Origin of the sequence: Micromonospora sp. NPDC005686, from assembly GCF_042871665.1 — a bacterium.
In the GTDB taxonomy this organism is placed as follows: domain Bacteria; phylum Actinomycetota; class Actinomycetes; order Mycobacteriales; family Micromonosporaceae; genus Micromonospora.
Map to the genome: position 1 here is coordinate 63,979 of NZ_JBIAIY010000013.1, position 21,031 is coordinate 85,009.

The 21,031-nt window shown below is 73.0% G+C and carries 15 protein-coding genes and 1 pseudogene; 8 read left to right on the plus strand and 8 right to left on the minus strand.

Features of this window, described 5'->3' with window-relative positions:
* The first annotated feature begins 58 nt into the window (after positions 1–58).
* From ACFYON_RS25920 to ACFYON_RS25935, 4 genes are read left to right on the plus strand one after another with little or no spacing between them, the layout of a single operon-like run.
* A complete protein-coding gene (locus tag ACFYON_RS25920) occupies positions 59–1,600 on the plus strand; it encodes an aspartate aminotransferase family protein (RefSeq protein WP_354872970.1) in 1,542 nt (513 codons plus the stop codon).
* A 23-nt stretch (positions 1,601–1,623) separates the two neighbouring features.
* Complete coding sequence (locus ACFYON_RS25925) at positions 1,624–2,898, plus strand: lysine N(6)-hydroxylase/L-ornithine N(5)-oxygenase family protein (RefSeq protein ID WP_354872968.1); 1,275 nt, start codon at positions 1,624–1,626, stop codon at positions 2,896–2,898.
* Positions 2,899–2,915: 17 nt separating this feature from the next.
* Entirely contained in the window at positions 2,916–3,500 is a 585-nt protein-coding gene (locus ACFYON_RS25930) for a GNAT family N-acetyltransferase (protein WP_354873125.1), read from the plus strand.
* Positions 3,497–5,281 carry an IucA/IucC family siderophore biosynthesis protein gene (locus ACFYON_RS25935; RefSeq protein WP_354872965.1) on the plus strand — a complete coding sequence of 595 codons (1,785 nt, stop codon included), beginning with the start codon at positions 3,497–3,499 and terminating at the stop codon, positions 5,279–5,281. The genes ACFYON_RS25930 and ACFYON_RS25935 overlap by 4 nt, the downstream gene beginning before the upstream one ends.
* Positions 5,282–5,335: 54 nt before the next feature.
* Here the strand turns inward: ACFYON_RS25935 and ACFYON_RS25940 are convergent, their stop codons facing one another.
* The 6 genes from ACFYON_RS25940 to ACFYON_RS25965 form a co-directional block, all read right to left on the minus strand.
* Entirely contained in the window at positions 5,336–6,238 is a 903-nt protein-coding gene (locus ACFYON_RS25940; RefSeq protein WP_354872963.1) for a siderophore-interacting protein, read from the minus strand.
* Positions 6,239–6,283: 45 nt separating this feature from the next.
* Positions 6,284–8,386 (minus strand): iron ABC transporter permease, encoded by a 2,103-nt coding sequence (locus tag ACFYON_RS25945; protein WP_387321137.1) that lies wholly within the window; start codon positions 8,384–8,386, stop codon positions 6,284–6,286.
* A 5-nt stretch (positions 8,387–8,391) separates the two neighbouring features.
* Positions 8,392–9,381: an iron-siderophore ABC transporter substrate-binding protein gene (locus tag ACFYON_RS25950; protein WP_354872960.1), complete on the minus strand. Its 990-nt coding sequence runs from the start codon at positions 9,379–9,381 to the stop codon at positions 8,392–8,394.
* Positions 9,382–9,408: 27 nt separating this feature from the next.
* Complete coding sequence (locus ACFYON_RS25955; RefSeq protein WP_354873122.1) at positions 9,409–10,218, minus strand: ABC transporter ATP-binding protein; 810 nt, start codon at positions 10,216–10,218, stop codon at positions 9,409–9,411.
* Between the two features lie 155 nt (positions 10,219–10,373).
* Positions 10,374–12,008 carry a cellulose-binding domain-containing protein gene (locus ACFYON_RS25960; protein ID WP_387321127.1) on the minus strand — a complete coding sequence of 545 codons (1,635 nt, stop codon included), beginning with the start codon at positions 12,006–12,008 and terminating at the stop codon, positions 10,374–10,376.
* Between the two features lie 268 nt (positions 12,009–12,276).
* A complete protein-coding gene (locus tag ACFYON_RS25965) occupies positions 12,277–12,747 on the minus strand; it encodes a hemerythrin domain-containing protein (RefSeq protein WP_354872955.1) in 471 nt (156 codons plus the stop codon).
* 232 nt (positions 12,748–12,979) lie between these two features.
* On the opposite strand from ACFYON_RS25965, the pseudogene ACFYON_RS25970 reads away from it, so the two are divergent.
* Positions 12,980–14,147: pseudogene (locus ACFYON_RS25970) on the plus strand (serine hydrolase domain-containing protein).
* A gap of 55 nt (positions 14,148–14,202) precedes the next feature.
* Here the strand turns inward: ACFYON_RS25970 and ACFYON_RS25975 are convergent.
* Entirely contained in the window at positions 14,203–14,856 is a 654-nt protein-coding gene (locus ACFYON_RS25975; protein WP_354872950.1) for a response regulator transcription factor, read from the minus strand.
* Positions 14,844–16,070, minus strand: coding sequence for a sensor domain-containing protein (locus ACFYON_RS25980; RefSeq protein ID WP_355015255.1), 1,227 nt, complete (start codon positions 16,068–16,070; stop codon positions 14,844–14,846). The genes ACFYON_RS25975 and ACFYON_RS25980 overlap by 13 nt, the downstream gene beginning before the upstream one ends.
* A 168-nt stretch (positions 16,071–16,238) precedes the next feature.
* Between ACFYON_RS25980 and ACFYON_RS25985 the strand changes: the two genes are divergently transcribed.
* The 3 genes from ACFYON_RS25985 to ACFYON_RS25995 all read left to right on the plus strand — a co-directional run bounded on the left by ACFYON_RS25985 (position 16,239) and on the right by ACFYON_RS25995 (position 20,841).
* Positions 16,239–16,451, plus strand: coding sequence for a hypothetical protein (locus ACFYON_RS25985; protein WP_354872945.1), 213 nt, complete (start codon positions 16,239–16,241; stop codon positions 16,449–16,451).
* Between the two features lie 199 nt (positions 16,452–16,650).
* Positions 16,651–18,033, plus strand: a complete 1,383-nt coding sequence (locus tag ACFYON_RS25990) for a glycoside hydrolase family 43 protein (RefSeq protein ID WP_355015256.1) — start codon at positions 16,651–16,653, stop codon at positions 18,031–18,033.
* A 54-nt stretch (positions 18,034–18,087) separates the two neighbouring features.
* Positions 18,088–20,841 carry a beta-L-arabinofuranosidase domain-containing protein gene (locus ACFYON_RS25995; protein ID WP_357710345.1) on the plus strand — a complete coding sequence of 918 codons (2,754 nt, stop codon included), beginning with the start codon at positions 18,088–18,090 and terminating at the stop codon, positions 20,839–20,841.
* Positions 20,842–21,031 lie beyond the last annotated feature (190 nt).

Consider the following 21,031-nt stretch of genomic DNA (forward strand, 5'->3'; position numbering starts at 1 on the left):
CTAACCTGATCGCCGCGGCTCCAGCCGCGCCCTGTCCGTACGACCGCTGGGATGTCGCATGAGTTCGATCGGGAGCCCGACCGACGCCGGCCGCGCCGCCGACACGGCACGCGTCCACCTGTTCAATGCCGGCTCGCTCGGGCGGTACCGGGACGTGCTGGCGCGCGGCGTCGACCGGGTCGCCCGCCGGGTGGGCGAGGCGGACCGGCCGTTCACCGGCGTCACGCCCGACGAGCTGGCGCCGCTCATCGGCGCCATCGACCTGGACCGGCCGCTCGGCGACACCGACGCCGCCCTGGACGAGCTGCACGACGTGTGGCTGCGCGACGCGGTGTGGTTCCACCACCCGCGCTACCTGGCTCACCTGAACTGCCCGGTGGTCATCCCGGCCCTGCTCGGCGAGGCGGTGCTCAGCGCCGTCAACTCCTCGCTGGACACGTGGGACCAGAGCGCGGGCGCGACGCTGATGGAGCGGCGCCTGATCGAGTGGACGGCCGGGCGCATCGGGCTCGGCACCGGCGCCGACGGGGTCTTCACCAGCGGCGGCACCCAGTCGAACCTGCAGGCGCTGCTGCTGGCGCGCGAGGAGGCGTACCGCCGGGTGGTGGGTGGCGTCGCCGGCCGGCCGGACCGCCCGCAGGTGCTGTCCCGGCTGCGCGTCATCACCTCGGCGGCCGGGCACTTCAGCGTGCAGAAGGCCGCCAAGCTGCTCGGCCTGGCCGCCGACGCGGTGCTCACCGTGCCCACCGACGGCGACCGGCGGATGCGCACCGACGAGCTGACCCGCGCGGTCGACCGCTGCCACCGCGACGGCCAGGTGGTGATGGCCGTCGTCGCCACCGCCGGCACCACCGACTTCGGCACCATCGACCCGCTGCCGGAGATCGCCGACATCTGCGATGCCACCGGGATCTGGCTGCACGTCGACGCCGCGTACGGCTGCGGGCTGCTGGTCTCCCCCACCCGCCGGCACCTGCTCGACGGCATCGAACGGGCCGCGTCGGTGACCGTCGACTACCACAAGTCGTTCTTCCAGCCGGTCAGCTCCAGCGCGCTGCTGGTCCGCGACGCGCGGACGCTGCGCCACGCCACCTGGCACGCCGACTACCTCAATCCGGCCCGCGCGGTCGAGCAGGGCATCCCGAACCAGGTCGACAAGAGCATCCAGACCACCCGCCGGTTCGACGCCTGCAAGCTCTGGCTGACCCTGCGGATCATGGGTCCGGACGCGATCGGCGCGCTGTTCGACCAGGTCGTCGACCTCGCGGCCGAGACGTGGCGGCGGCTCGACGCCGACCCGCGCTTCGAGGTGGCCGCGCCGTCGCAGCTGAGCACCGTGGTCTTCCGGTACCGGCCGCCCGGCCTCGCCCCCGACGTGGCCGACGAGGCCAACCTGCACGCCCGCGACGCGCTCGCCGCCTCCGGCGCGGCGCTGGTCGCCGGCACCAAGGTCGACGGCGCCCACCACCTCAAGCTCACCCTGCTCAACCCGGAGACCACTGTGGACGATGTCGCTCACGTGCTGGATCTCATCGCCGACCATGCCGCCTGGTACGCCCGGACCGCGACCGCCGCCGAGCTGTCCTGCCCGGTCGGCTGACCCCCGCCGAGGAGAACGAGAACATGTCGACCCACGAGTTCATCGCCGTGGGGCTGGGCCCCTACAACCTCGGGCTGGCCTGCCTCACCGCACCGATCGACGACCTCGACGGGCTGTTCCTGGAGGCCCGCGGCAGCTTCGACTGGCATCCCGGCATGCTGCTCGAATCGACCCGGCTCCAGACGCCGTTCATCGCGGACCTGGTGACGCTCGCGGACCCCACCTCGCCGTTCTCGTTCCTGAGCTATCTCAAGGAGACCGGCCGGCTCTACCCGTTCTACATCCGGGAGAGCTTCTTCCCGCTGCGCGCCGAATACAACGACTACTGCCGCTGGGCCGCCGCCAAGCTGCCGAACCTGCGCTTCCGGCACACCGTCACCGCTGTCGAGCACGACGAGGCCGACGACCGGTACGTGGTGCACGCCGACACGCCGGACGGGCCGGTCACCCACCGGGCCCGGCACCTCGTCCTCGGCACCGGCACCCCGCCGTACCTGCCGCCGGCCTGCGCCGGACTGGGCGGCGACCTGATCCACAACTCGCGCTACCTGGAGCACCGGGAGGCGCTGCGGGCCAAGGACAGCATCACGATCGTCGGCAGCGGGCAGAGCGCCGCCGAGATCTACCACGACCTGCTCGGCGACATCGACACGTACGGCTACCAGCTCACCTGGGTGACCCGCTCGCCCCGGTTCTTCCCGCTGGAGTACACCAAGCTGACGCTGGAGATGACCTCGCCGGACTACGTGGACTACTTCCACGCGCTGCCCGAGCCGACCCGCTACGCGCTGGAGGCCGCGCAGAAGCCCCTGTTCAAGGGCATCAACGCCGATCTGATCAACGACATCTACGACCTGTTGTACGCCAAGAGCCTGCACGGACCGGCGCCGACCCGCCTGCTGACGAACACCGAACTGGTCGAGGCGGCGTACGCCGACGGCCGCTACCGGCTCGGGCTGCGCCACACCGAGCAGGACCGCGCGTTCACGCTGGACACGGAAGGGCTCGTGCTGGCCACCGGCTACCACTACCGGGTGCCGGAGTTCCTCGCGCCGGTACGCGACCGGCTGCGCTTCGACACGCACGGCCGCTTCGACGTGGCCCGCAACTACAGCGTCGACCAGACCGGCCGGGGCGTGTTCCTGCAGAACGGCGGCACGCACACGCACAGCATCACTTCACCCGACCTGGGCATGGGCCCGTACCGCAACTCGTGGCTGATCCGGGAGATGACCGGCCGGGAGCACTACCCGATCGAGAAGGCGATCGCGTTCCAGGAGTTCGGAGCGCCCGCATGAGCGAGGGCCGTGAGCGCATGACCACCTTCACCCGCGTCGACGCCGCGCTGGGCGAGTTCACGCTGCGCCCGGTCGACCCGGACGCCGACGCCGCGCTGCTGCACCGCTGGGTCACCCATCCCAAGTCCGCGTTCTGGCTGATGCAGGACGCCGACGTGGCCGCGGTCGCCGCCGAGTACCGGCGCATCGCCGACCACCCGCACCACGACGCGTACCTGGGATCGTGGCGCGGCGCCCCGGCGTTCCTGGCCGAGCGGTACGACCCGGCCCGGGTCGAGCTGGCCGGCCTGTACGACCCGGAGCCCGGCGACGTGGGCATGCACTTCCTCTGCGCGCCCGCCGACACACCGGTGCACGGCTTCGCCCGGGCCGTCATCACCACCGTGATGGCCTGGCTGTTCGCCGACCCCGCGACGCGCCGGGTGGTGGTGGAGCCGGACGTGCGCAACACCGCCGTGCACGCGCTCAACGCCGCCGTCGGCTTCACCGTCGTCGGCCCGATCCGCAAGCCCGAGAAGGAGGCGCTGCTGAGCGTCTGCACCCGGGACCAGTTCCGGGCCGCCACCGCTGCGCCCGACACCGAGAGAGGGGCACCGGCGTGAACGCCAGCGCATCAGTGGATCACCTGACCCCCGAGGCATGGGCGACGGCCAACCGGCTGCTGGTGCGCAAGGCGCTCGCCGAGTTCGCCCACGAGCGCTTGATCACCCCCGAGCCCGCCGGCCCCGGGCGGTGGCTGGTCCGCAGCGACGACGGCGCCGTGGAATACCGGTTCGCCGCGCAGCGGCTGGCGCTTGATCACTGGCAGGTCGACGCGGACAGCATCGTGCGCCGCCGCGACGGCGTGGAGCTGCCGCCCGACGCCGTCGACCTCTGCGTGGAGCTGCGCGGCGCGCTCGGCCTCACCGACGCGATCCTGCCGGTCTACCTGGAGGAGATCACCTCCACGCTGGCCGGGACCGCGTACAAGCTCGCCAAGCCCGCGCTGAGCGCCGCCGAGCTGGCCGCCGCCGGCTTCCAGGCGATCGAGACCGGCATGACCGAGGGGCATCCCTGCTTCGTGGCGAACAACGGCCGCATCGGCTTCGGCGTGCACGAGTACCACGCGTACGCCCCGGAGGCCGCCGCGCCGGTACGGCTGCTCTGGCTCGCCGCGCACCGCGACCACACCACGTTCACCTGCGCCGGCGACCTGGACTACGACACGCTGGTCCGGGCCGAGCTGGGCGAGCGGACGCAGGCCGGGTTCACCGCCGTGCTCACCGGGCTGGGCCTGGACCCGGCCGACTACCTGTTCGTTCCGGTGCACCCGTGGCAGTGGTGGAACAAGCTCGCCGTGACGTTCGCCGGTGAGGTGGCCGCGCGCCGGCTGGTCTGCCTCGGCGAGGGACCCGACGAATACCTGGCGCAGCAGTCCATCCGCACCTTCTTCAACGTCACCGACCCGGCCAAGCACTACGTGAAGACCGCGCTGTCGGTGCTGAACATGGGTTTCATGCGCGGGCTGTCGGCCGCGTACATGGAGGCGACGCCGGCGATCAACGACTGGCTGGCCGGGCTCATCGAGGGCGACCCGGTGCTCAAGCGCACCGGCCTGTCGATCATCCGGGAGCGGGCCGCGATCGGCTACCGGCACCGGCAGTACGAGGCGGCCACCGATCGCTATTCGCCGTACCGGAAGATGCTGGCGGCGCTCTGGCGGGAGAGCCCGCTACCCGGGCTGGAGCCCGGGCGGCGGCTGGCCACCATGGCCTCGCTGCTGCACCTGGACTCCGACGGCCGCTCGCTGGCCGCGGCGCTGATCGACGAGTCGGGGCTGGCGCCGGCCGGCTGGCTGCGCCGCTACCTGGACGCCTACCTGGTGCCGCTGCTGCACAGCCTGTACGCCCACGACCTGGCGTTCATGCCGCACGGCGAGAACGTCATCCTGGTGCTGGACGGCGGCGTGGTCGAGCGGGTCGTCTTCAAGGACATCGCCGAGGAGATCGTGGTGATGGACCCGGACGCGGACCTGCCCGAGCGGGTACGGCGGATCCGGGCCGCCATCCCGGAGGACGAGAAGATCCTGTCCATCTTCACCGACGTGTTCGACTGCTTCCTGCGGCACCTGAGCGCCACGCTGCACACCCGGGGCGTGCTGGAGCAGGACGCGTTCTGGCGCACCGTCGCCGAGTGCGCCGCCGACTACGCCGCGACGGTGCCGCACCTGGCCGACCGGATGCGCCGGCACGACCTGTTCGCGCCGGAGTTCACGCTCTCCTGCCTCAACCGGCTCCAGTTGCGCAACAACCAGCAGATGGTGGACCTGTCCGACCCGTCGGCCGCGTTGCAGTTCGCCGGCACGCTGGTCAACCCGCTCGCCCCGTACGCGCCGCGCGGATGACGAAGCGGGCCGGCGCGTCATGCGCCGGCCCGCTCCACCGGCGGTGGGGGACGATCAGTTCTCCGCGCGACCGGCCCGCCAGTAGCCCATGAACGCCACCGCGCGCCGGTCCATGCCCCGCTCGGTGACCAGGTGGCGGCGCAGGCCGCGAATCATCGCGGCCTCCCCGGCCAGCCAGGCGTAGAGCGCGGCGCCCTCGGGGCGCTCCGGCACCTCCCAGAGGATGTCCCGGTCCACGTCCACCTCGGCCAGCGGCGCGGCGCCCGCCGCGACCGGTACCGGCACCAGCCGGCCGGCCACGCTCGTCACGGCCGGGGTGAGCCGGCTGCCGTGCGGGGCGCCGTCGCGGGGCAGCCAGGTCACCGTCACGCCGGCCGGTGCCCGGCAGGGCAGCTCGTCACCGGTCTCCGGCACCTCCACCAGCGCGTGCCCGCGCGTGTCGGCGGGCAGCCGCTCCAGGATCGCGCAGATCGCCGGCGCGGCGGTCTCGTCGCCGGCCAGCAGCAGCGTCGCCCCGGCGGGCGGTGAGAACTCGACGCCGCCGTGCGGGCCGTCCCACCCGGCGTCGGGGCCGACCACGGCGATCCGGTCACCGAGGCGGGCGCGCCGCGCCCAGCGGGTGGCCGGGCCACCGTCACCGTGCAGCGCCATGTCCACGTCCACCTCGTACGCCTCCGGCCGCACGGCGCGGACCGTGTACGTGCGGATCGGGCTGCGCAGCCCGTCCGGCAGCTCGCGCCACCGCGGGAACCAGTCCGGCCCGCCCGGCAGCTCCCCCGGCGCCCCGTCGACAGGCGGCAGGGCCAGCTTGATCCGCTGGTCGTACCCGTTGTCGGCGAACCGGTCCAGGTCCGGCCCGGTGAGCGTCACCCGCAGGAACGACGGGCCGAGCCGCCGTAGCGCGCGGACCTCGACGGTGAAGACTCGCCAGGGCGCGACGGCCAGGGTGCTGGTCATTCGTCATTCCTCTCACGGCCGGTGGGTGGTGCGTGGGCGAACGGGTCAACGGGCGGCGGCCGCGGCGCGGGAACGCCACAGCAGCCAGACGAAGTACGGGGTGCCGATCATCGCGGTGACCAGGCCGGCGGGGACCTGGGCGGGTGCGATGACACTGCGGCCGAGCGTGTCGGCGAGGCTGACCAACGTGGCGCCGAGCAGCACCGCGACCGGCAGCACGCGGGTGTGCCGCCCGCCGACGAGCGCGCGGGCGGCGTGCGGCGCGACCAGGCCGACGAAGCCGATCACGCCGACCGCCGACACGGCCGTGGCGGTGAGCAGCGCCGCCAGGCCGAGCGCGACCAGGCGGGCGCGTTCCAGCCGGACGCCGAGCACCCGGGGGGTGTCGTCGTCGAGCGCGAGCAGGTCCAGTTCGCGGCGTACCGCGACCACCACCGGCAGGGCGATCAGCAGCGCGATCACCACCGGCAGCACCTGCGGGGCGGTACGCCCGTAGGTGGAGCCGGACAGCCAGGTCAGCGCCTTGCCGGTGTTCCAGGGGTCGGACGAGACCACGATGAACGTGATGATCGCCGTACCGCCCTGCCAGACCGCGAACCCGATCAGCACCAGCCGGTCGGAGTTGAGCCCGTGCCGCCGCGCCAGGCCGTAGACCAGCGCGAACGCGGCGACCGCGCCGAGACCGGCCGCGCCGGACAGGGCCAGCACGCCGGCCATCGGCGCGAATGTCAGCAGCGACACCGCGCCGATGCCGGCGCCGCCGGTGATGCCGAGGATGCCCGGCTCGGCGAGCGGGTTGCGGCAGACCGCCTGCACAGTGGTGCCGGCCAGGGCCAGCGCGGCGCCGGCCAGCAGCGCCGCGGCGACGCGCGGCCACCGGGCGTCCAGCACGAAGGTGTACGCCGGCCCGGTGCGGCCCTGCACCCAGTTGACGATGTCGCCGAGCAGCACCCAGGTGTCCCCGGCGAGCATGCCGAGCACCAGCGCGGCGGTGGCGACGACCGCGCAGACCGCGATCACGGAGGTGACGAAGGCGCGGGAGCGGACCGCCGCGTGGCCGCCCGGCGCCTGCCGGGTCGGTCCGGCGTCGCGGTGGCGGCGGGCCAGCCAGACCAGCAGCACCGCGCCGAAGAGCGTGGTCACCACGCCGGTCGGCACGTCGACTCCGGCCTGCCCGCCGAGCACGGCGCGCAGCAGCACGTCGGAGCCGAGCACGATGATCACGCCCACGATGCCGGCCAGCGGCATCAGGACGCGGTGCCGGTGCACCTCGGGCACCCAGCGGCCGAGCAGCCGGACGATCACCGGCGCGCCGAGGCCGACGAAGCCGATCGGCCCGGCCATGGTGACCGCCGCGGCGGAGAGCAGCACGGCGAGCAGCACCACTGCCAGCCGGGTACGGCGCACGTTGAGCCCGAGCACTGTGGCGGTGTCGTCGCCGAGGGCGAGCAGGTCCAGCCGGTGCCCGAGGGCCACGAGCAGCAGCGCGGCGACCCCGATCACGGGGGCGAGCTGGGTGAACGCGACCAGGTCGCCCTGCACGAGCGAGCCGTTGCCCCAGGCGAACAGGCCGATGGTGGACTGCTCGAAGAGCAGCAGGAGCAGCATGGTCAGCGAGGAGAGCGCCATCGCGGTGGCCGAGCCGGCGAGGATGAGCCGGGTGGTGGCCGCCTGACCGCCGGCCGAGAGCAGCATGACCAGGGAGGCGGCGGCGAGGCCACCGCAGAACGCCAGCCCTCCCGCGGGCAGCGCCGGTAGCGCGATCCCGAACGCGGCGGCGGCGACGATCGCCAGGTGCGCGCCCGCGTTGACGGCGAGCGTGTCCGGCGAGGCGAGCGGGTTGCGGGTGGTCGACTGCAACGCCGCGCCCGCGAAGCCGAGCGCGACGCCGACGGCCAGGCCGGTGAGCAGCCGGGGCAGGCGGGAGGCGACGAGCACCCGGGCGGTCTCGTCGTCGCCGCCGGTGAGCAGCCGGAGCAGGTCCAGCGCTCCGACCGACGACGTGCCCTGGGTGAGGTGCACCGCGGTGATCGCGACGAGCAGCCCGGCGGCGAGGGCGAACGCGCCGGCCACCCGGCTTCGCCGGGCGGGCGGCGGCCCGTCCGGGGCCGGCCGGGTGGCCGGCCCCGGCGGGGCGGGGGCGGTCATCGCGCTCAAGCCGTGTAGACCTTGACCATCTCGTCGATGTACTGCTTGGCGGACAGCGGGCCGCCGAACGTCCAGATGCCGTTGGGCATCTTGTGCAGCTTGTTCTGCTGGACGAACGGCAGGGCGCGCCAGATCGCGTTGCCGGCGAGGCCGTCGGCGAACACGTCGGTGCCGTCCGAGGCGTTGTAGAAGAAGTGCAGATCCTGGCCCTTGAGGACGTTCATGCCCTCGACGTCGGTCTGGCCCAGGCCCCACATCTCGTCGGTCTTGCCGGTCCAGGCGTTCTTGAGGCCGAGCTGGATGCCGAGCTGGGAAACGAGCGCGCCCTGGCCGAACATCCGGATCGAGACGGTGCTGCCCTCCTTCCAGCCGTCGGCGAAGGCGAACTGCTTGCCGGCCGCCTCGGCGTCGGCGATCTTCTTCTTGCCGTCGGCGATCGCGGCGTCGAAGTCGGCCAGCAGCTTGTCCGCCTGCGCGGTACGACCGGTGGCGGTGGCGATCATCTTCAGGTCCGAGCGCATCCGGCCGATGTTGTCGGAGGCGTCGCTGCCCTTGGTGACCAGCACCGGGACGTACTTCTCCAGCTGGGTGACGACGGCGGAGCCGCGCTCGGCCTCCATCACCACCAGGTCCGGCTGGAGGGCGACGATGGAGTCGACGCTCGGCTCACCCCGGGTGCCGACGTCCTTGACGCCCGGGTCGAGCGGGGCGGCGGTCACCCAGGTGGCGTACCCCTTCGGGTCGGCGACGCCGACCGGCATCACGCCGAGGCCGACGAGCATCTCCACCTCGCCCCACTCCAGGCCGACGACCTTGGTGGCGGGGCTCTTGAGGGTGACGGTCTTGCCCCGGCTGTCGGTGACGGTGACCGGGCCGGCGGACGCGGCGTCGGAGGGGGACGGTGCGGCGGCGGGCTCCTCGGTGGTGCCGCAGCCGGCGATCAGCAACGCGCTCGCCGCGGCGGCGGCGAGCAGGGTCAGACGGGTGCGCAACATCGTTTCTCTTCTGTGGGCAGGGATCGGTCAGGCGCAGACGCGGGTCGTGTGCCGGCCGACGGGGCGGGTGGAGAGCAGATTGGTGACCGGGTCGACCGTCACCTCGACGCGGATGCCGTACGCCTCGGTGAGCGCCGCCTCGGTGAACACCTCGTGCGGGGTGCCGGCACCGCGTACCCGGCCTTCGTGCAGGAGCACTACCTGGTCGGCTACGGCGGCCGCCTGGTTGAGGTCGTGCAGCACCACACCGACGGCGACGCCGGCGGTGTCGGCGAGTTCGCGCATCAGGTCGAGGATCTCCACCTGGTAGCGCAGGTCCAGGAACGTGGTCGGCTCGTCCAGCAGCAGGATCGCGGTGTCCTGGGCCAGGCAGGTGGCCAGCCACACCCGTTGCAGCTCACCGCCGGACAGCTCGTCGACCGGCCGGCCGGCCATGGCGTCGACGCCGGTCACCCGCATGGCGTGGTCGATCGCGGCCGGCCCGTCGGGGTCGTTCGCGCGCCACCGCTGCCGGTACGGGTGCCGGCCGTAGCCGACCACGTCCCGTACCGTCACCCCGCTCGGGGTGGGGCGGCTCTGCGCCAGCAGCGTCACCCGGCGGGCGAAGTCCCGGGCGGCCAGCGCCCGCGCCGGGGTGCCGTCGGCGAGCACGATCTCGCCGTGCTCCAGCGGGTGCAGACGAGCCAGCCCGCGCAGCAGCGTCGACTTGCCGCTGCCGTTCGGGCCGACCAACGCGGTAACGGCCGCGGGCCGCAGCGTGATGGCGGCGTCGTGCACCACCGTCTTGCCGTGGTAACCCAGCCGCAGCTCACTGCCCCGCAGGCCGTCGGCCCGCACCGTTCCGCTCGTCACGGAGGTTAGGCTAACCTAATCAACGATCACCCTGTCAACCCGCTCCCCAGTCAAACCTCCGCCGGCCGATCATGAAGTTGACGGCGGCGTCGATCTCCGATCCGGCCGCCAACCTCATGATCGACTTCGGCGGGTGGCTGTCAGAGGGAGACGGCGCGACCGCCCAGGGTCACCGCGAGGCGGCCGTCGGCGGCGAAGGACCAGGCCAGGGCGCCGGAGTACGTGGCGCAGCGGGAACCGTTCGAGCCGGACCAGAACTGGTTCGAGCCGTCCACGTTGCCGACCGTCTTGTCGTTGGAGCCGCTGCCGGCGAAGCGGCAGGAGGTGTTGCTCCGGAAGGCCGAGGTGCCGGCGTCGAACGAGAAGTTGCGCTCGGTGTTGTCGATGCTCAGGTTGTTCGAGATCGTCATGGTGCCCGGGTTGCGGTTGTACGTGAACCCGTGCTTGCCGTTGCGGTACGCGATGGTGCGCCGGACGGTGTGGTTCACCGCGATGTCCTCGCCGCCGAGCTTGAAGCCGTTGCGGTCGCCGTTGCCGTTCTGCGTGCCGTTGCTCAGCGTGCCGTTGCTGTACGCGACGGAGTCCTCGATGGTCACCGGACCGATCGCGCCGGTGTCCGACTTGGTGTAGAGGTCCCAGCCGTCGTCGATGTTGTGGTGCGACACCGCGTACCGGAAGACGTTTCCACTGCCGACGGTGAGCTTGGCCGCGAATCCGTCGGCGTCCTCGCCGTCGGAGTCGGCGTTGTCGTGCGACTCCACGCTGACCATGAGGTTGTTCGCGGGCCACTGGTCGCGCGGCGTGCTGGAGGCGATGCGGGACAGTTGCAGCCCGGTGTCGCGGTTGAAGCGGGTCACCGTCCGCTCGATGATGTTGTTGCTGCCGCCCACGAAGATGCCGTTGTCACCGGCCCGCTCCACCACGAGCCCGCGCACGTGCCAGTACGAGGCGTTGAGCGCCAGTCCCCGGTTGGCCGGGTCCTCGCTCATCGCGGAGAAGTTCAGGATCGGCGTCTCGCCCGGGTAGGCGTACAGGTTCTTGCGGGCGCTCGACGTGCCGTTGTTGCCGGCGGCGACGGTGACCGTCTGGGACAGGTTGTACGTGCCGCCGCGCAGGTAGATCGTGCCGCCCGCGCCGACGCGGGTGAGCGCCGCGGCGATCGTGGTGGGGCTGGCCTGGGTGCCGGCCGCCCCGGCGGCGCCGTTCGGCGCCGCGTAGATCGCTCCGCCGGTCGGGGGCGGCGTGCTCGGGGGCGGCGTGCTCGGGGGCGGCGTGCTCGGGGGCGGCGTGCTCGGGGGCGGACTGCTGGGCGGCGGGGTGCTGGTCGGTGGCGTGCCGGTGGTCGGCGTGACGCCGCCGGTGCAGGCGACGCCGTTCACCGCGAAGGTGGACGGCACCGGGTTGCTGCTGTCGTTCCAGGTGCCGTTGAAGCCGAACGACGTGCTCGCGTTGGCGCCCAGGCTGCCGTTGTAGCTGACGTTGGCGGCGCGCACCGACGCGCCGCTGGCGGTGATGTCGGCGCCCCAGGACTGGGTGACCGTCTGCCCGGCGCCGAAGGTCCAGGTGACGGCCCAGCCGTTGAGCGGGTCGCCGAGGTTCGTCAGGTTGACGTTCGCGGTGAAGCCGCCGCCCCACTGCGCGGTGACGGCGTAGTCGACGCGGCAGCCGGCGGCCGCCTGGGCGGCGGTCGCGCCGACGGCCAGGCCGGACGCGGCGATCGCGGCCGTCGCCGCGGCGGACGTCCACAACACCGTACGGCGGTGTCGGTTGATCATGGTGGTCTCCTGCGGGTGGTGGTGCCGTGCCCGCGTCGGCACCGATGCCCGGTCGGTGTCGGGGACGGGCCTTGATACCCGGACGTTCGTGCCACGCCGTACGCTCACGCCTCTCGCGCAGTAAGCGCTTTCAGCGCAGCCTAACGACGCACGTCGATATGGTCAAACCTTCGCGCGCACCGAACGATCCCGCCGCGCCGCCCGTATCCACTGCCGACCGGAACATCGACCGGAACCGCGGTGCGCATCCCGCCGGGCCGCGACCGTGTCACAACGGCCCGAACACGTCGGCCGGGTCGGCGTCCAGCGTCAGCGTCTCCAGCACGGTGAGCAGTCGCCGCTCCTCGTACCGGAAGTGCGACTCCATGACCGCCGATACGCCCTCCAGATGCCGGGCCAGTTCCCCGGGTGGGGCGTCGCGGGCCAACGCCGCGCTCAGCCCGGTCAGCAGGTACCCGATCATCGAGTGGTCCTGCCGCAGCCGGTCGATCGTGTCGCGCAACTCCGGATGCCGCGCCACGATCGCCGGGAAGAGATCCCGGTCCTCACCCTCGTGGTGCGCGGTCAGCGCCGCGCAGAATCCGTGACAGAACAACAGCAGGTCACGCGCCGCCGGGCGGGCCGGCTCACCGTCGGCGAGCGCCAGCCGGGTCACCTCCAGCGCCTCGCGCAGCCGTCCGTGAACGGCGCGCATCTCCCGGCTCCAGGCCACCAGCCTGGTCTGTTCGCCCTCAGCCACGAGGCGAGGGCGAAGGGACGACGAGTGTCATCGTCGTGCTCCCTTCGGTCCGGCGCCTCCATGCCTGACACGGTCTGCCACCGGCACGCGACGCTGCGCGGAGCCTAACCGGTGGCGCGGGCGCCTTCAAGTGGTGCCAGCGCTACCCCGGTTCGGCAGCAGGCGGGATGGAGCGGAAAGCCCGATTCTTCGAGGCTTGAGCCGTACCCGTTCACCCCGTCGAGGAGTTCCCATGACCCGCCGTACCTTCCGCCCGGTCGCCGTCGGCGCCACGGCCCTGCTCACCGTCACCGCGCTCGGTGTGCCCGCCGCGTCCGCCACCACCAACGACACCCGGCGTCCCGCCGCCGACGCCGTCCAGCAGCGACTGGACGGCCTGGTCACCGAGCACGGCTTCCCCGGGGCGCTGGCCTCCGTACGCAGCGGCGGCCGGGTGCGCGACTACACAGCCGGTGTCGGTGACCTGCGCACCGGCGCCGGCATCCCGCGCGACGCCCGGGTGCGCGTGGGCAGCAACACCAAGACGTTCACCGCCGTGGTCGTCCTCCAGCTCGTCGGCGAGGGCCGGATCGACCTGGACGCCCCGGTGGAGCGCTACCTGCCCGGCGTGGTGCGCGCCAACGGCAACGACGGGCGGCGGATCACCGTACGCCAGTTGCTGCAGCAGACCAGCGGCCTGCCCGACTACGACGACGTGGTGTTCAGCGAGGCGCAGGACCTGGTGGACCGCCGCAGCGACTACTTCGACCCGCGCCGGCTGGTGGACGAGGCTCACCCAGTCCCGGCGCTTCCCGCCCGGCGAGAGGTGGGAGTACAGCAACACCAACTTCGTCCTGGCGGGGCTGATCGTCGAGCGGGTCACCCAGCGCCCGGTCGGTGAGGAGATCACCCGGCGGATCATCGAGCCGCTGCGGCTGCGCGACACGTACTGGCCGCAGACCGGCGAGCAGGACCTGCCCGGCCGGCTGCCGCGCGGCTACGTGGCGGTGGAGCCCGGCGCACCATGGGTCGACGTGACCCGGATGGACCCGTCGCTGGGCTGGGCCGCCGGTCAGCTCGTCTCGACACCGTCTGACCTGCGCGCGTTCTTCGAGGCGCTGCTGGCGGGCAAGCTGCTCAAGCCGGCGCAGCAGGCGGCCCTGACGCGCACCGTGCCGGCGCCCGATTTCGAGCCCACCGGCGTCTGGGAGTACGGCCTGGGCATCGCCCGGCACGAGCTGCCCTGCGGCGGTCACGCCTGGGGACACGGCGGCGACATCCAGGGCTTCGAGACGCGCAACCTGTCCACCACGGACGGGCGCAGCGCCGTGGTCACGGTGACCGCGCTGCCGACCGGCCTGGAGATGCTGGAGGCGGTCACCAGCACCGTCGACGCGGCCCTGTGCGGCACCCGCCGCTGATCCGGGTCATCCGCACGCGCGCCGCCTCCCCGCGAGGCGGCGCGCGTGCGCACGCCTACCGCCGGCCGTCGAGGTAGCGCAGCACGGCGGTGACCCGGCGGTCGGCGCGGTCGTCAGGCGGCAGGCTCAGCTTCGCGAAGATGTTGCGGATGTGCTTGTGCACGGCGCCCTCGGTGACGAACAGCCGTTCCGCGATCGCGCCGTTGCCCAGCCCTTCGGCCATCAGCGCCAGCACCTCGTGCTCACGCGGCGACAGCTCGGCCAGCGCGGTGTCCGGCCGTCGGTTGCGGGCGAGCAGCTGCCCGACCACCTCGGGGTCGATCACGCTGCCGCCGGCCGCGACGCGCTGCAGCGCGGCGAGGAACTCCTCGACCCGGCCCACCCGCTCCTTGAGCAGGTAGCCGAGCCCGGAGCCACCGACCGAGAACAGCTCGGTGGCGAACGCCTGCTCGACGTACGCGGACAGGACCAGCACCGCGAGGCCCGGCAGGCGGCGGCGGGCCTCGACCGCGGCGACGATGCCCTCGTCGGTGTGCGTGGGCGGCATCCGCACGTCGACGATCGCCACGTCCGGCCGGTGCTCGTCCACGGCGGTCAGGAACTCCTCCGGCGTGCCGGCGGTCGCGACCACGTCCAGGTCCTCGGCGCGCAGCAGCAGCGCCAGCCCTTCGCGCAGCAGCGCGTCGTCCTCGGCGATCACGATCCGCATGGCAGCTCCACGTGCATCCTCGTCGGTCCTCCCGCTGGACTGGTCAGCGTCATCCGCCCGTCGTACGCCTCGACCCGGCGGCGGATGCCGGTCAGGCCCGAGCCGCGCGTCTCGTCGGCGTCCCCGCGCCCGTCGTCGGTGACCGTCACGAGCAGCCGGTTCCCCGCGCGGCGCACGGCGACCTCCACGCCGTCGGCGCCACTGTGCCGGACCACGTTCGTCAGCGCCTCGGCCACCACGAAGTAGGCGGTGGCCTCGACCGCCGCCGCGCAGCGCACGTCGACGTCCACCGACAGGCGGCACGGCACCGGGCACTCCGCGGCGAGTCCGGTGAGCGCCCCGGCCAGGCCCCGGTCGCCGAGCACCGGCGGCAGGATGCCGCGCACCACCGTACGCAGCTCGCTGAGCGCCTGCTCGGCCGCGCTCTGGGCGCGTTCCAGGATCTCGTCGGCGCGGGCGGGGTCACGGCGTACCGCCCGCCGGGCGGCACCTAGCAGCACGTTCACCGCGACCAGCCGGTTCTGGGTGCCGTCGTGCAACGAGCGTTCGATCCGGCGCAGCTCCACCGCGTGGGCGTCGAGCGCGGCGGCCCGGGTGGCGGTCAGCTCGGCGACCCGCAGCGACAGGTCGAACCCGGGTGGCGGGGGCAGCAGCCGACGACCCGGCCGGGCCTGGATCCGGGCCAGCGCCGGGCCGGCCGCGACGGCGAGGACCAGCCACCCGATCCCGAGCAGGCCGACCGCGAGCGCGTCCCCGAGCCCGTCGATGCGCCACCAGCCGATCCCGGGAGCGCCGGCCTCCGACGGCACCAGCCGGTACCACAGCGGGAACGTCATGTCCTGCGCCGCGTGGATCGGCAGCGTGAGCGCGATCAGCCCGGCGCCGAAGCCGACGGTTCCGTGGGTGGCCACCCAGCGCAGCTCCCGCCGGACGAACGGGTCGCGCAGCGCCGAGCGCAGCCCGGCCGGCACCGGTCCGGGCGCCGGGATCGGCGGTCCCCACCGGGACAGCCGGGCGCGTTCGCGGTCGGCCACCGACCGCACCGCCCGCAGCATCCCGGGTACGAGCAGCAGCCCCACCCCGCCGACGCAGGCGGCCGCCACGACGATCACCCCGAACAACGCGCCCAGTGCCAGCACGGCCGTGCCCAGCCCGCCGACCAGGTGTTCCAGCGCGTCCACCGAGGCGCGTAACCGCCTGCGCACGTACTCCATCCCGGCCCACCCCCGGGCGCCACGATAGGTCACCACGGTCGCCGCCCGGCAGGGCCGGGCACGGAAAGTACAGCCTGCTGTACCTCGGCTGTCGTGCTGGCGGGATCGTTGCCGGCCGTCCGCGCGCCTAGCGTCGACGGGGCAAGGACGTCACCCGAGGAGGCAGCCGTGAACGACCTGGACCGTACCGCCGAGACCACCGCCCCGACGACGCCCGTCACCCGGATGCGCCCGCTGCTGTGGCTGGTGCTCATCGTCAGCGTGGCGGCGAACGTGACGCTGTCGAGCGTCCTGGACAACCCGTGGGCCGGTTCGGCCTTCGGCGCGCTGGCGCTGGCGAGCGGGGTGACCCTGGCCATGAACCACTACCGCAACCGCTGATCCTCCCCCCGGCCGGACGCCGGGAGGAGGGTGACAGCGCAGGGCGGGCCGCGTCGGCGGCCCGCCCTGCGGCGTTCCCGGCGCCGGCCGGCGGGAACGCTAACGAATCCATTGACAGAAAGCTATGTGAACGCCAGGCTAAGGGACGTTGTTAGCGTTAACGCGGCCGTCATCTCCACCACAGAGAAAGGCCCCCGTCGTGCCCCTGACCCGACGTGCGTTCACGGTCGGCGCCCTGTCCGCCGCCGCCACCGCCTCCGGCGCGCTCAGCCTGCCGCGCCGCGCGCTCGCGGCGGCGAACACCGCCTACGCGATGGCCTACTTCACCGAGACGCCGAACGGCCTCGGCGCCGACTACGGCCTGCACCTGGCCGTCAGCCGGGACGCCCTGAACTGGACGCCGCTGAACCAGAACAACCCGGTGGTCACCCCGACCGCCGGGCAACTCGGCCTGCGCGACCCGTTCGTGCTTCGCAAGACCGACGGGACCTTCGTGGTGCTGGCCACCGACCTCAAGGGCACCAACTGGGGGCTGACCAGTCAGTACCTGCACGTGTGGGACTCGGCCGACCTGACCGCGTTCACCGGCTACCGGCGCATCCGGATGCACACGCTCGACACCCACACGTGGGCGCCGACCGCGTTCTGGGACGCCGCCCGGGGCCAGTACGCCGTCGTCTACTCCGCGAACAACGGCCGGGACGTGTTCCTGGTCAACTACACGAACGACTTCCGCACCGTCAGCGCCCCGCAGGTCTACTTCAGCCCGAGCTTCGGCGTGCTCGACGGCGACGTGGTGGTCGACGGCGGCACCACGTACCTCTACTACAAGAACCTCAACGACGGGTACCTCTACGGCGCCCGCTCCACCACCGCCGCGCCGAACAGCTTCACCACGTACACCAGCGGGCTGCGGCAGGGCAACGCGATCGAGGCGCCGCTGCTGCTGCGCACGAACGAGGGCGGCTGGCGGCTGTGGGGCGACTCGTTCAGCCCGGTCAACAACGACTACTACGCCTGGTCCACGACGAACATCTCCGGCAACTCGTGGACGCCGCTGAACCAGCGTGAGTACACCCCGCCGCTGAACTCCAAGCACGGCTCGATGATCGGCATCACCGACGCCGAGTACGCCGGGATGGTCAACCGCTGGGGCGCGCCCAACTGGATCCGGCTCAAGTCGTCGAACCTGCCCGACCGCTACGTCCGGCACGCCGACCGGATCGCCCGCGTCGACGCGTACCCGTTCGACCCCTACCAGGACCAGATGTGGCGCATGGTCCCCGGCCTGGCCGACTCCGCCGGCGTCTCGTTCGAGTCGGTCAACTATCCCGGCAACTACCTGCGGCACTACGACTACGCGGTCCGGCTGGACCCGAACGACGGCACCGCCACGTTCCGCGCCGACGCCACCTTCCACCGCACCGCCGGCCTGGCGGACAGCACCTGGTCGTCGTTCCGCTCGCACAACTTCCCCACCCGCTACCTGCGGCACTACGACTACCGGCTACGCATCGACCCGCTCGACGCCGGCTCCCCCGCGCTCGACCGGCAGGACGCCACGTTCCGGGTCACCGCGTAACCGTCCCCCGCCACCACCGTCCCCCACCCACCGTCCCCCGCCACGGAGGCCGTCATGCCCGCTCCCCTGGTGAACCGCCGCTTCCTGCTCCGCGCCACCGGCGCCACCGCCGTCGCGGCCACCGCCGGCGCCGCCGCCGGATCCGTCGTCTCCGGGGGTACGGCGCTCGCCGCGCTGCCACCGGCCCGCCCCGACATCGGCGTGTCCGCGTACGCGTTCGACCCCGGCCAGGTACGCCTGACCGCCGGCCGTTGGCAGGACAACCAGAACCGTACGGTCGCCTACCTCCGCTTCGTCGACGTGAACCGGCTGCTCTACAACTTCCGGGCCAACCACCGCCTGTCCACCGGCGGTGCCGCCGCCAACGGTGGCTGGGACGCGCCGAACTTCCCGTTCCGCACCCACGTGCAGGGGCACTTCCTGACCGCCTGGGCGCAGGCGTGGGCGGTGCTCGGCGACACCACCTGCCGGGACAAGGCGCTCACCATGGTCGCCGAGCTGGCCCGCTGCCAGGCCAACAACGGCGCGGCCGGGTTCAGCGCCGGCTACCTGTCCGGCTTCCCGGAGTCCGACTTCACCGCGCTGGAGGCGCGGACGCTCAGCAACGGCAACGTCCCGTACTACTGCATCCACAAGACGCTGGCCGGGCTGCTCGACGTGTGGCGGCTGATCGGCAGCACCCAGGCGCGGGACGTGCTGCTGGCGCTGGCCGGCTGGGTCGACCAGCGCACCGGCCGGCTCACCTCGTCGCAGATGCAGGCCATGCTCGGCACCGAGTTCGGCGGCATGAACGCGGTGCTGACCGACCTCTACCAGCAGACCGGCGACGCGCGCTGGCTCACCGTCGCGCAGCGGTTCGACCACGCCGCGGTGTTCAACCCGCTCGCCGCGAACTCCGACCAGCTCAACGGGCTGCACGCCAACACGCAGGTGCCGAAGTGGATCGGCGCGGCCCGGGAGTACAAGGCCACCGGCGTCACCCGCTACCGCGACATCGCCGCCAACGCGTGGGCCATCACTGTGGGCGCCCACACGTACGCCATCGGCGGCAACAGCCAGGCCGAGCACTTCCGCGCCCCGAACGCGATCGCCGCCTACCTGCGCAACGACACCTGCGAGGCGTGCAACACGTACAACATGCTCAAGCTGACCCGGGAGCTGTGGCAGCTCGACCCGGACCGGGTCGCGTACGCCGACTTCTACGAGCGCGCGCTGCTCAACCACATGATCGGCCAGCAGAACCCGGCCGACGCGCACGGCCACGTCACCTACTTCACCCCGCTCAACCCGGGCGGGCGGCGCGGTGTCGGCCCGGCGTGGGGCGGGGGCACCTGGAGCACCGACTACAACTCCTTCTGGTGCTGCCAGGGCACCGGGCTGGAGACCAACACGACGCTCGCGGACGCGATCTACTTCCACAACGGCACCACGTTGACGGTCAACCTGTTCGCCCCGTCGGTGCTCACCTGGAGCCAGCGCGGCATCACCGTCACCCAGGCCACCTCGTACCCGGTCGGCGACACCACCACGCTCACCGTCACCGGCTCGGTGGACGGGTCGTGGAGCATGCGGATCCGGATCCCGGCGTGGACCAGTGGGGCGAGCGTCAGCGTCAACGGCGTCGCGGCGGGCATCGCCGCCACGCCGGGCACCTACGCCGTGCTGACCCGCGCCTGGACCTCCGGCGACACGGTGACGGTCCGGCTGCCGATGCGGGTGGTCACCGTCGCCGCCAACGACGACGCCGCGGTGCAGGCCGTCACGTACGGACCCGTGGTGCTCTCCGGCAACTACGGCAACACCACGTTGAGCGCCCTGCCGACACTGGACCCCGCCTCGGTCACCCGCACCGGCGCGGGCAGCCTCGCGTTCACCGCCCGGGCCGACGGCGCCACGGTCAACCTCGGCCCGTTCTACGACGCCCACGGGCACAACTACACGGTCTACTGGCGGGTCGGCGCGGGTGGTGGCGGCGGTGAGGCGAGCTTCCGGCTGGCCAACGCCGCCAGCGGGCTTGTGCTCGGCATCCAGAACATGTCCACCGCCGACGGCGGACTCGCCCTGCAGTGGGGCGACACCGGCACCGCCGACCACGACTGGCAGCCGGTGGTCGACGGTTCGGCGCTGCGCCTGCGCAACGTCAACAGCGGCAAGGTGCTGGGTGTGGAGAACATGTCCACCGCCGACGGCGCCCGGATCCTCCAGTGGGCGGACAACGGCACCGCCGACCACCTGTGGACGGTGGTCGACGTCGGCGACGGCAGCCACAAGCTGCGCAACGTCCACACCGGCAAGCTGCTCGGGATCTCCGGCGGCTCGACCGCCCAGGGCGCGTTCGCCGTGCAGGACCCGGACAACGGCAGCCTGGACAACCAGTGGCGGTTCCTGCCCAACGGGGCGCGGCGAATCCAGAACCTCGGCAGCGGTCTGGTGCTCGGCGTGCAGGACATGTCCACCGCCGACGGCGGGCCGGTCATCCAGTGGGGCGACACCGGCACCGCCGACCACCTCTGGACCGCCCTGGTGGACACCGGTGGCTACCTGCGACTGCGCAACGGCAACAGCGGCAAGGTGCTGGGCGTCGAGGGCGGTTCGAGCGCGGCGGGCGCCCGGATCGTCCAGTGGGCCGACAACGGCACCGCCGACCACAGGTGGCGGCTGCGGTTCGGCGGAGGCGGCTGGTTCCGGATCCAGTGCGCGAACGGGGGCCGGGTGCTCGGGCTCAGCGGCGGCTCCGGCGCCCAGGGCGCGCAGGCGGTCCTCGCCGACGACACCGGGGCCGCGCACCAGCGCTGGCGGTTCCTCTGATCCCGCGGTGGGGGGGGGGGGGGGGGGCCCGCCCCCCCGCCCCCCGGGGGGGGCGGGGGGGGGGGGGGGGGGGGGGGGCGGGGGGCCCGGGGGGGGGGGCGGGGGGGGCGGGCCGCCCCCGCGGGGGGCGCGGGGGCCCTGGGGGCGCTGGGGGTCGCCGCCGCCGACCCGGGGGCCGCCCACCTGGGGG

Excerpts from the sequence above, each read along its gene's own strand:
- ACFYON_RS25920 (WP_354872970.1), top strand. The coding sequence starts at position 59 with ATGAGTTCGATCGGGAGCCCGACCGACGCCGGCCGCGCCGCCGACACG.
- ACFYON_RS25925 (WP_354872968.1), top strand. The coding sequence starts at position 1,624 with ATGTCGACCCACGAGTTCATCGCCGTGGGGCTGGGCCCCTACAACCTC.
- ACFYON_RS25930 (WP_354873125.1), top strand. The coding sequence starts at position 2,916 with ATGACCACCTTCACCCGCGTCGACGCCGCGCTGGGCGAGTTCACGCTG.
- ACFYON_RS25940 (WP_354872963.1), bottom strand. The coding sequence starts at position 6,238 with ATGACCAGCACCCTGGCCGTCGCGCCCTGGCGAGTCTTCACCGTCGAG.
- ACFYON_RS25945 (WP_387321137.1), bottom strand. The coding sequence starts at position 8,386 with ATGACCGCCCCCGCCCCGCCGGGGCCGGCCACCCGGCCGGCCCCGGAC.
- ACFYON_RS25950 (WP_354872960.1), bottom strand. The coding sequence starts at position 9,381 with ATGTTGCGCACCCGTCTGACCCTGCTCGCCGCCGCCGCGGCGAGCGCG.
- ACFYON_RS25960 (WP_387321127.1), bottom strand. The coding sequence starts at position 12,008 with ATGATCAACCGACACCGCCGTACGGTGTTGTGGACGTCCGCCGCGGCG.
- ACFYON_RS25975 (WP_354872950.1), bottom strand. The coding sequence starts at position 14,856 with ATGCGGATCGTGATCGCCGAGGACGACGCGCTGCTGCGCGAAGGGCTG.
- ACFYON_RS25980 (WP_355015255.1), bottom strand. The coding sequence starts at position 16,070 with ATGGAGTACGTGCGCAGGCGGTTACGCGCCTCGGTGGACGCGCTGGAA.
- ACFYON_RS25995 (WP_357710345.1), top strand. The coding sequence starts at position 18,088 with ATGCCCGCTCCCCTGGTGAACCGCCGCTTCCTGCTCCGCGCCACCGGC.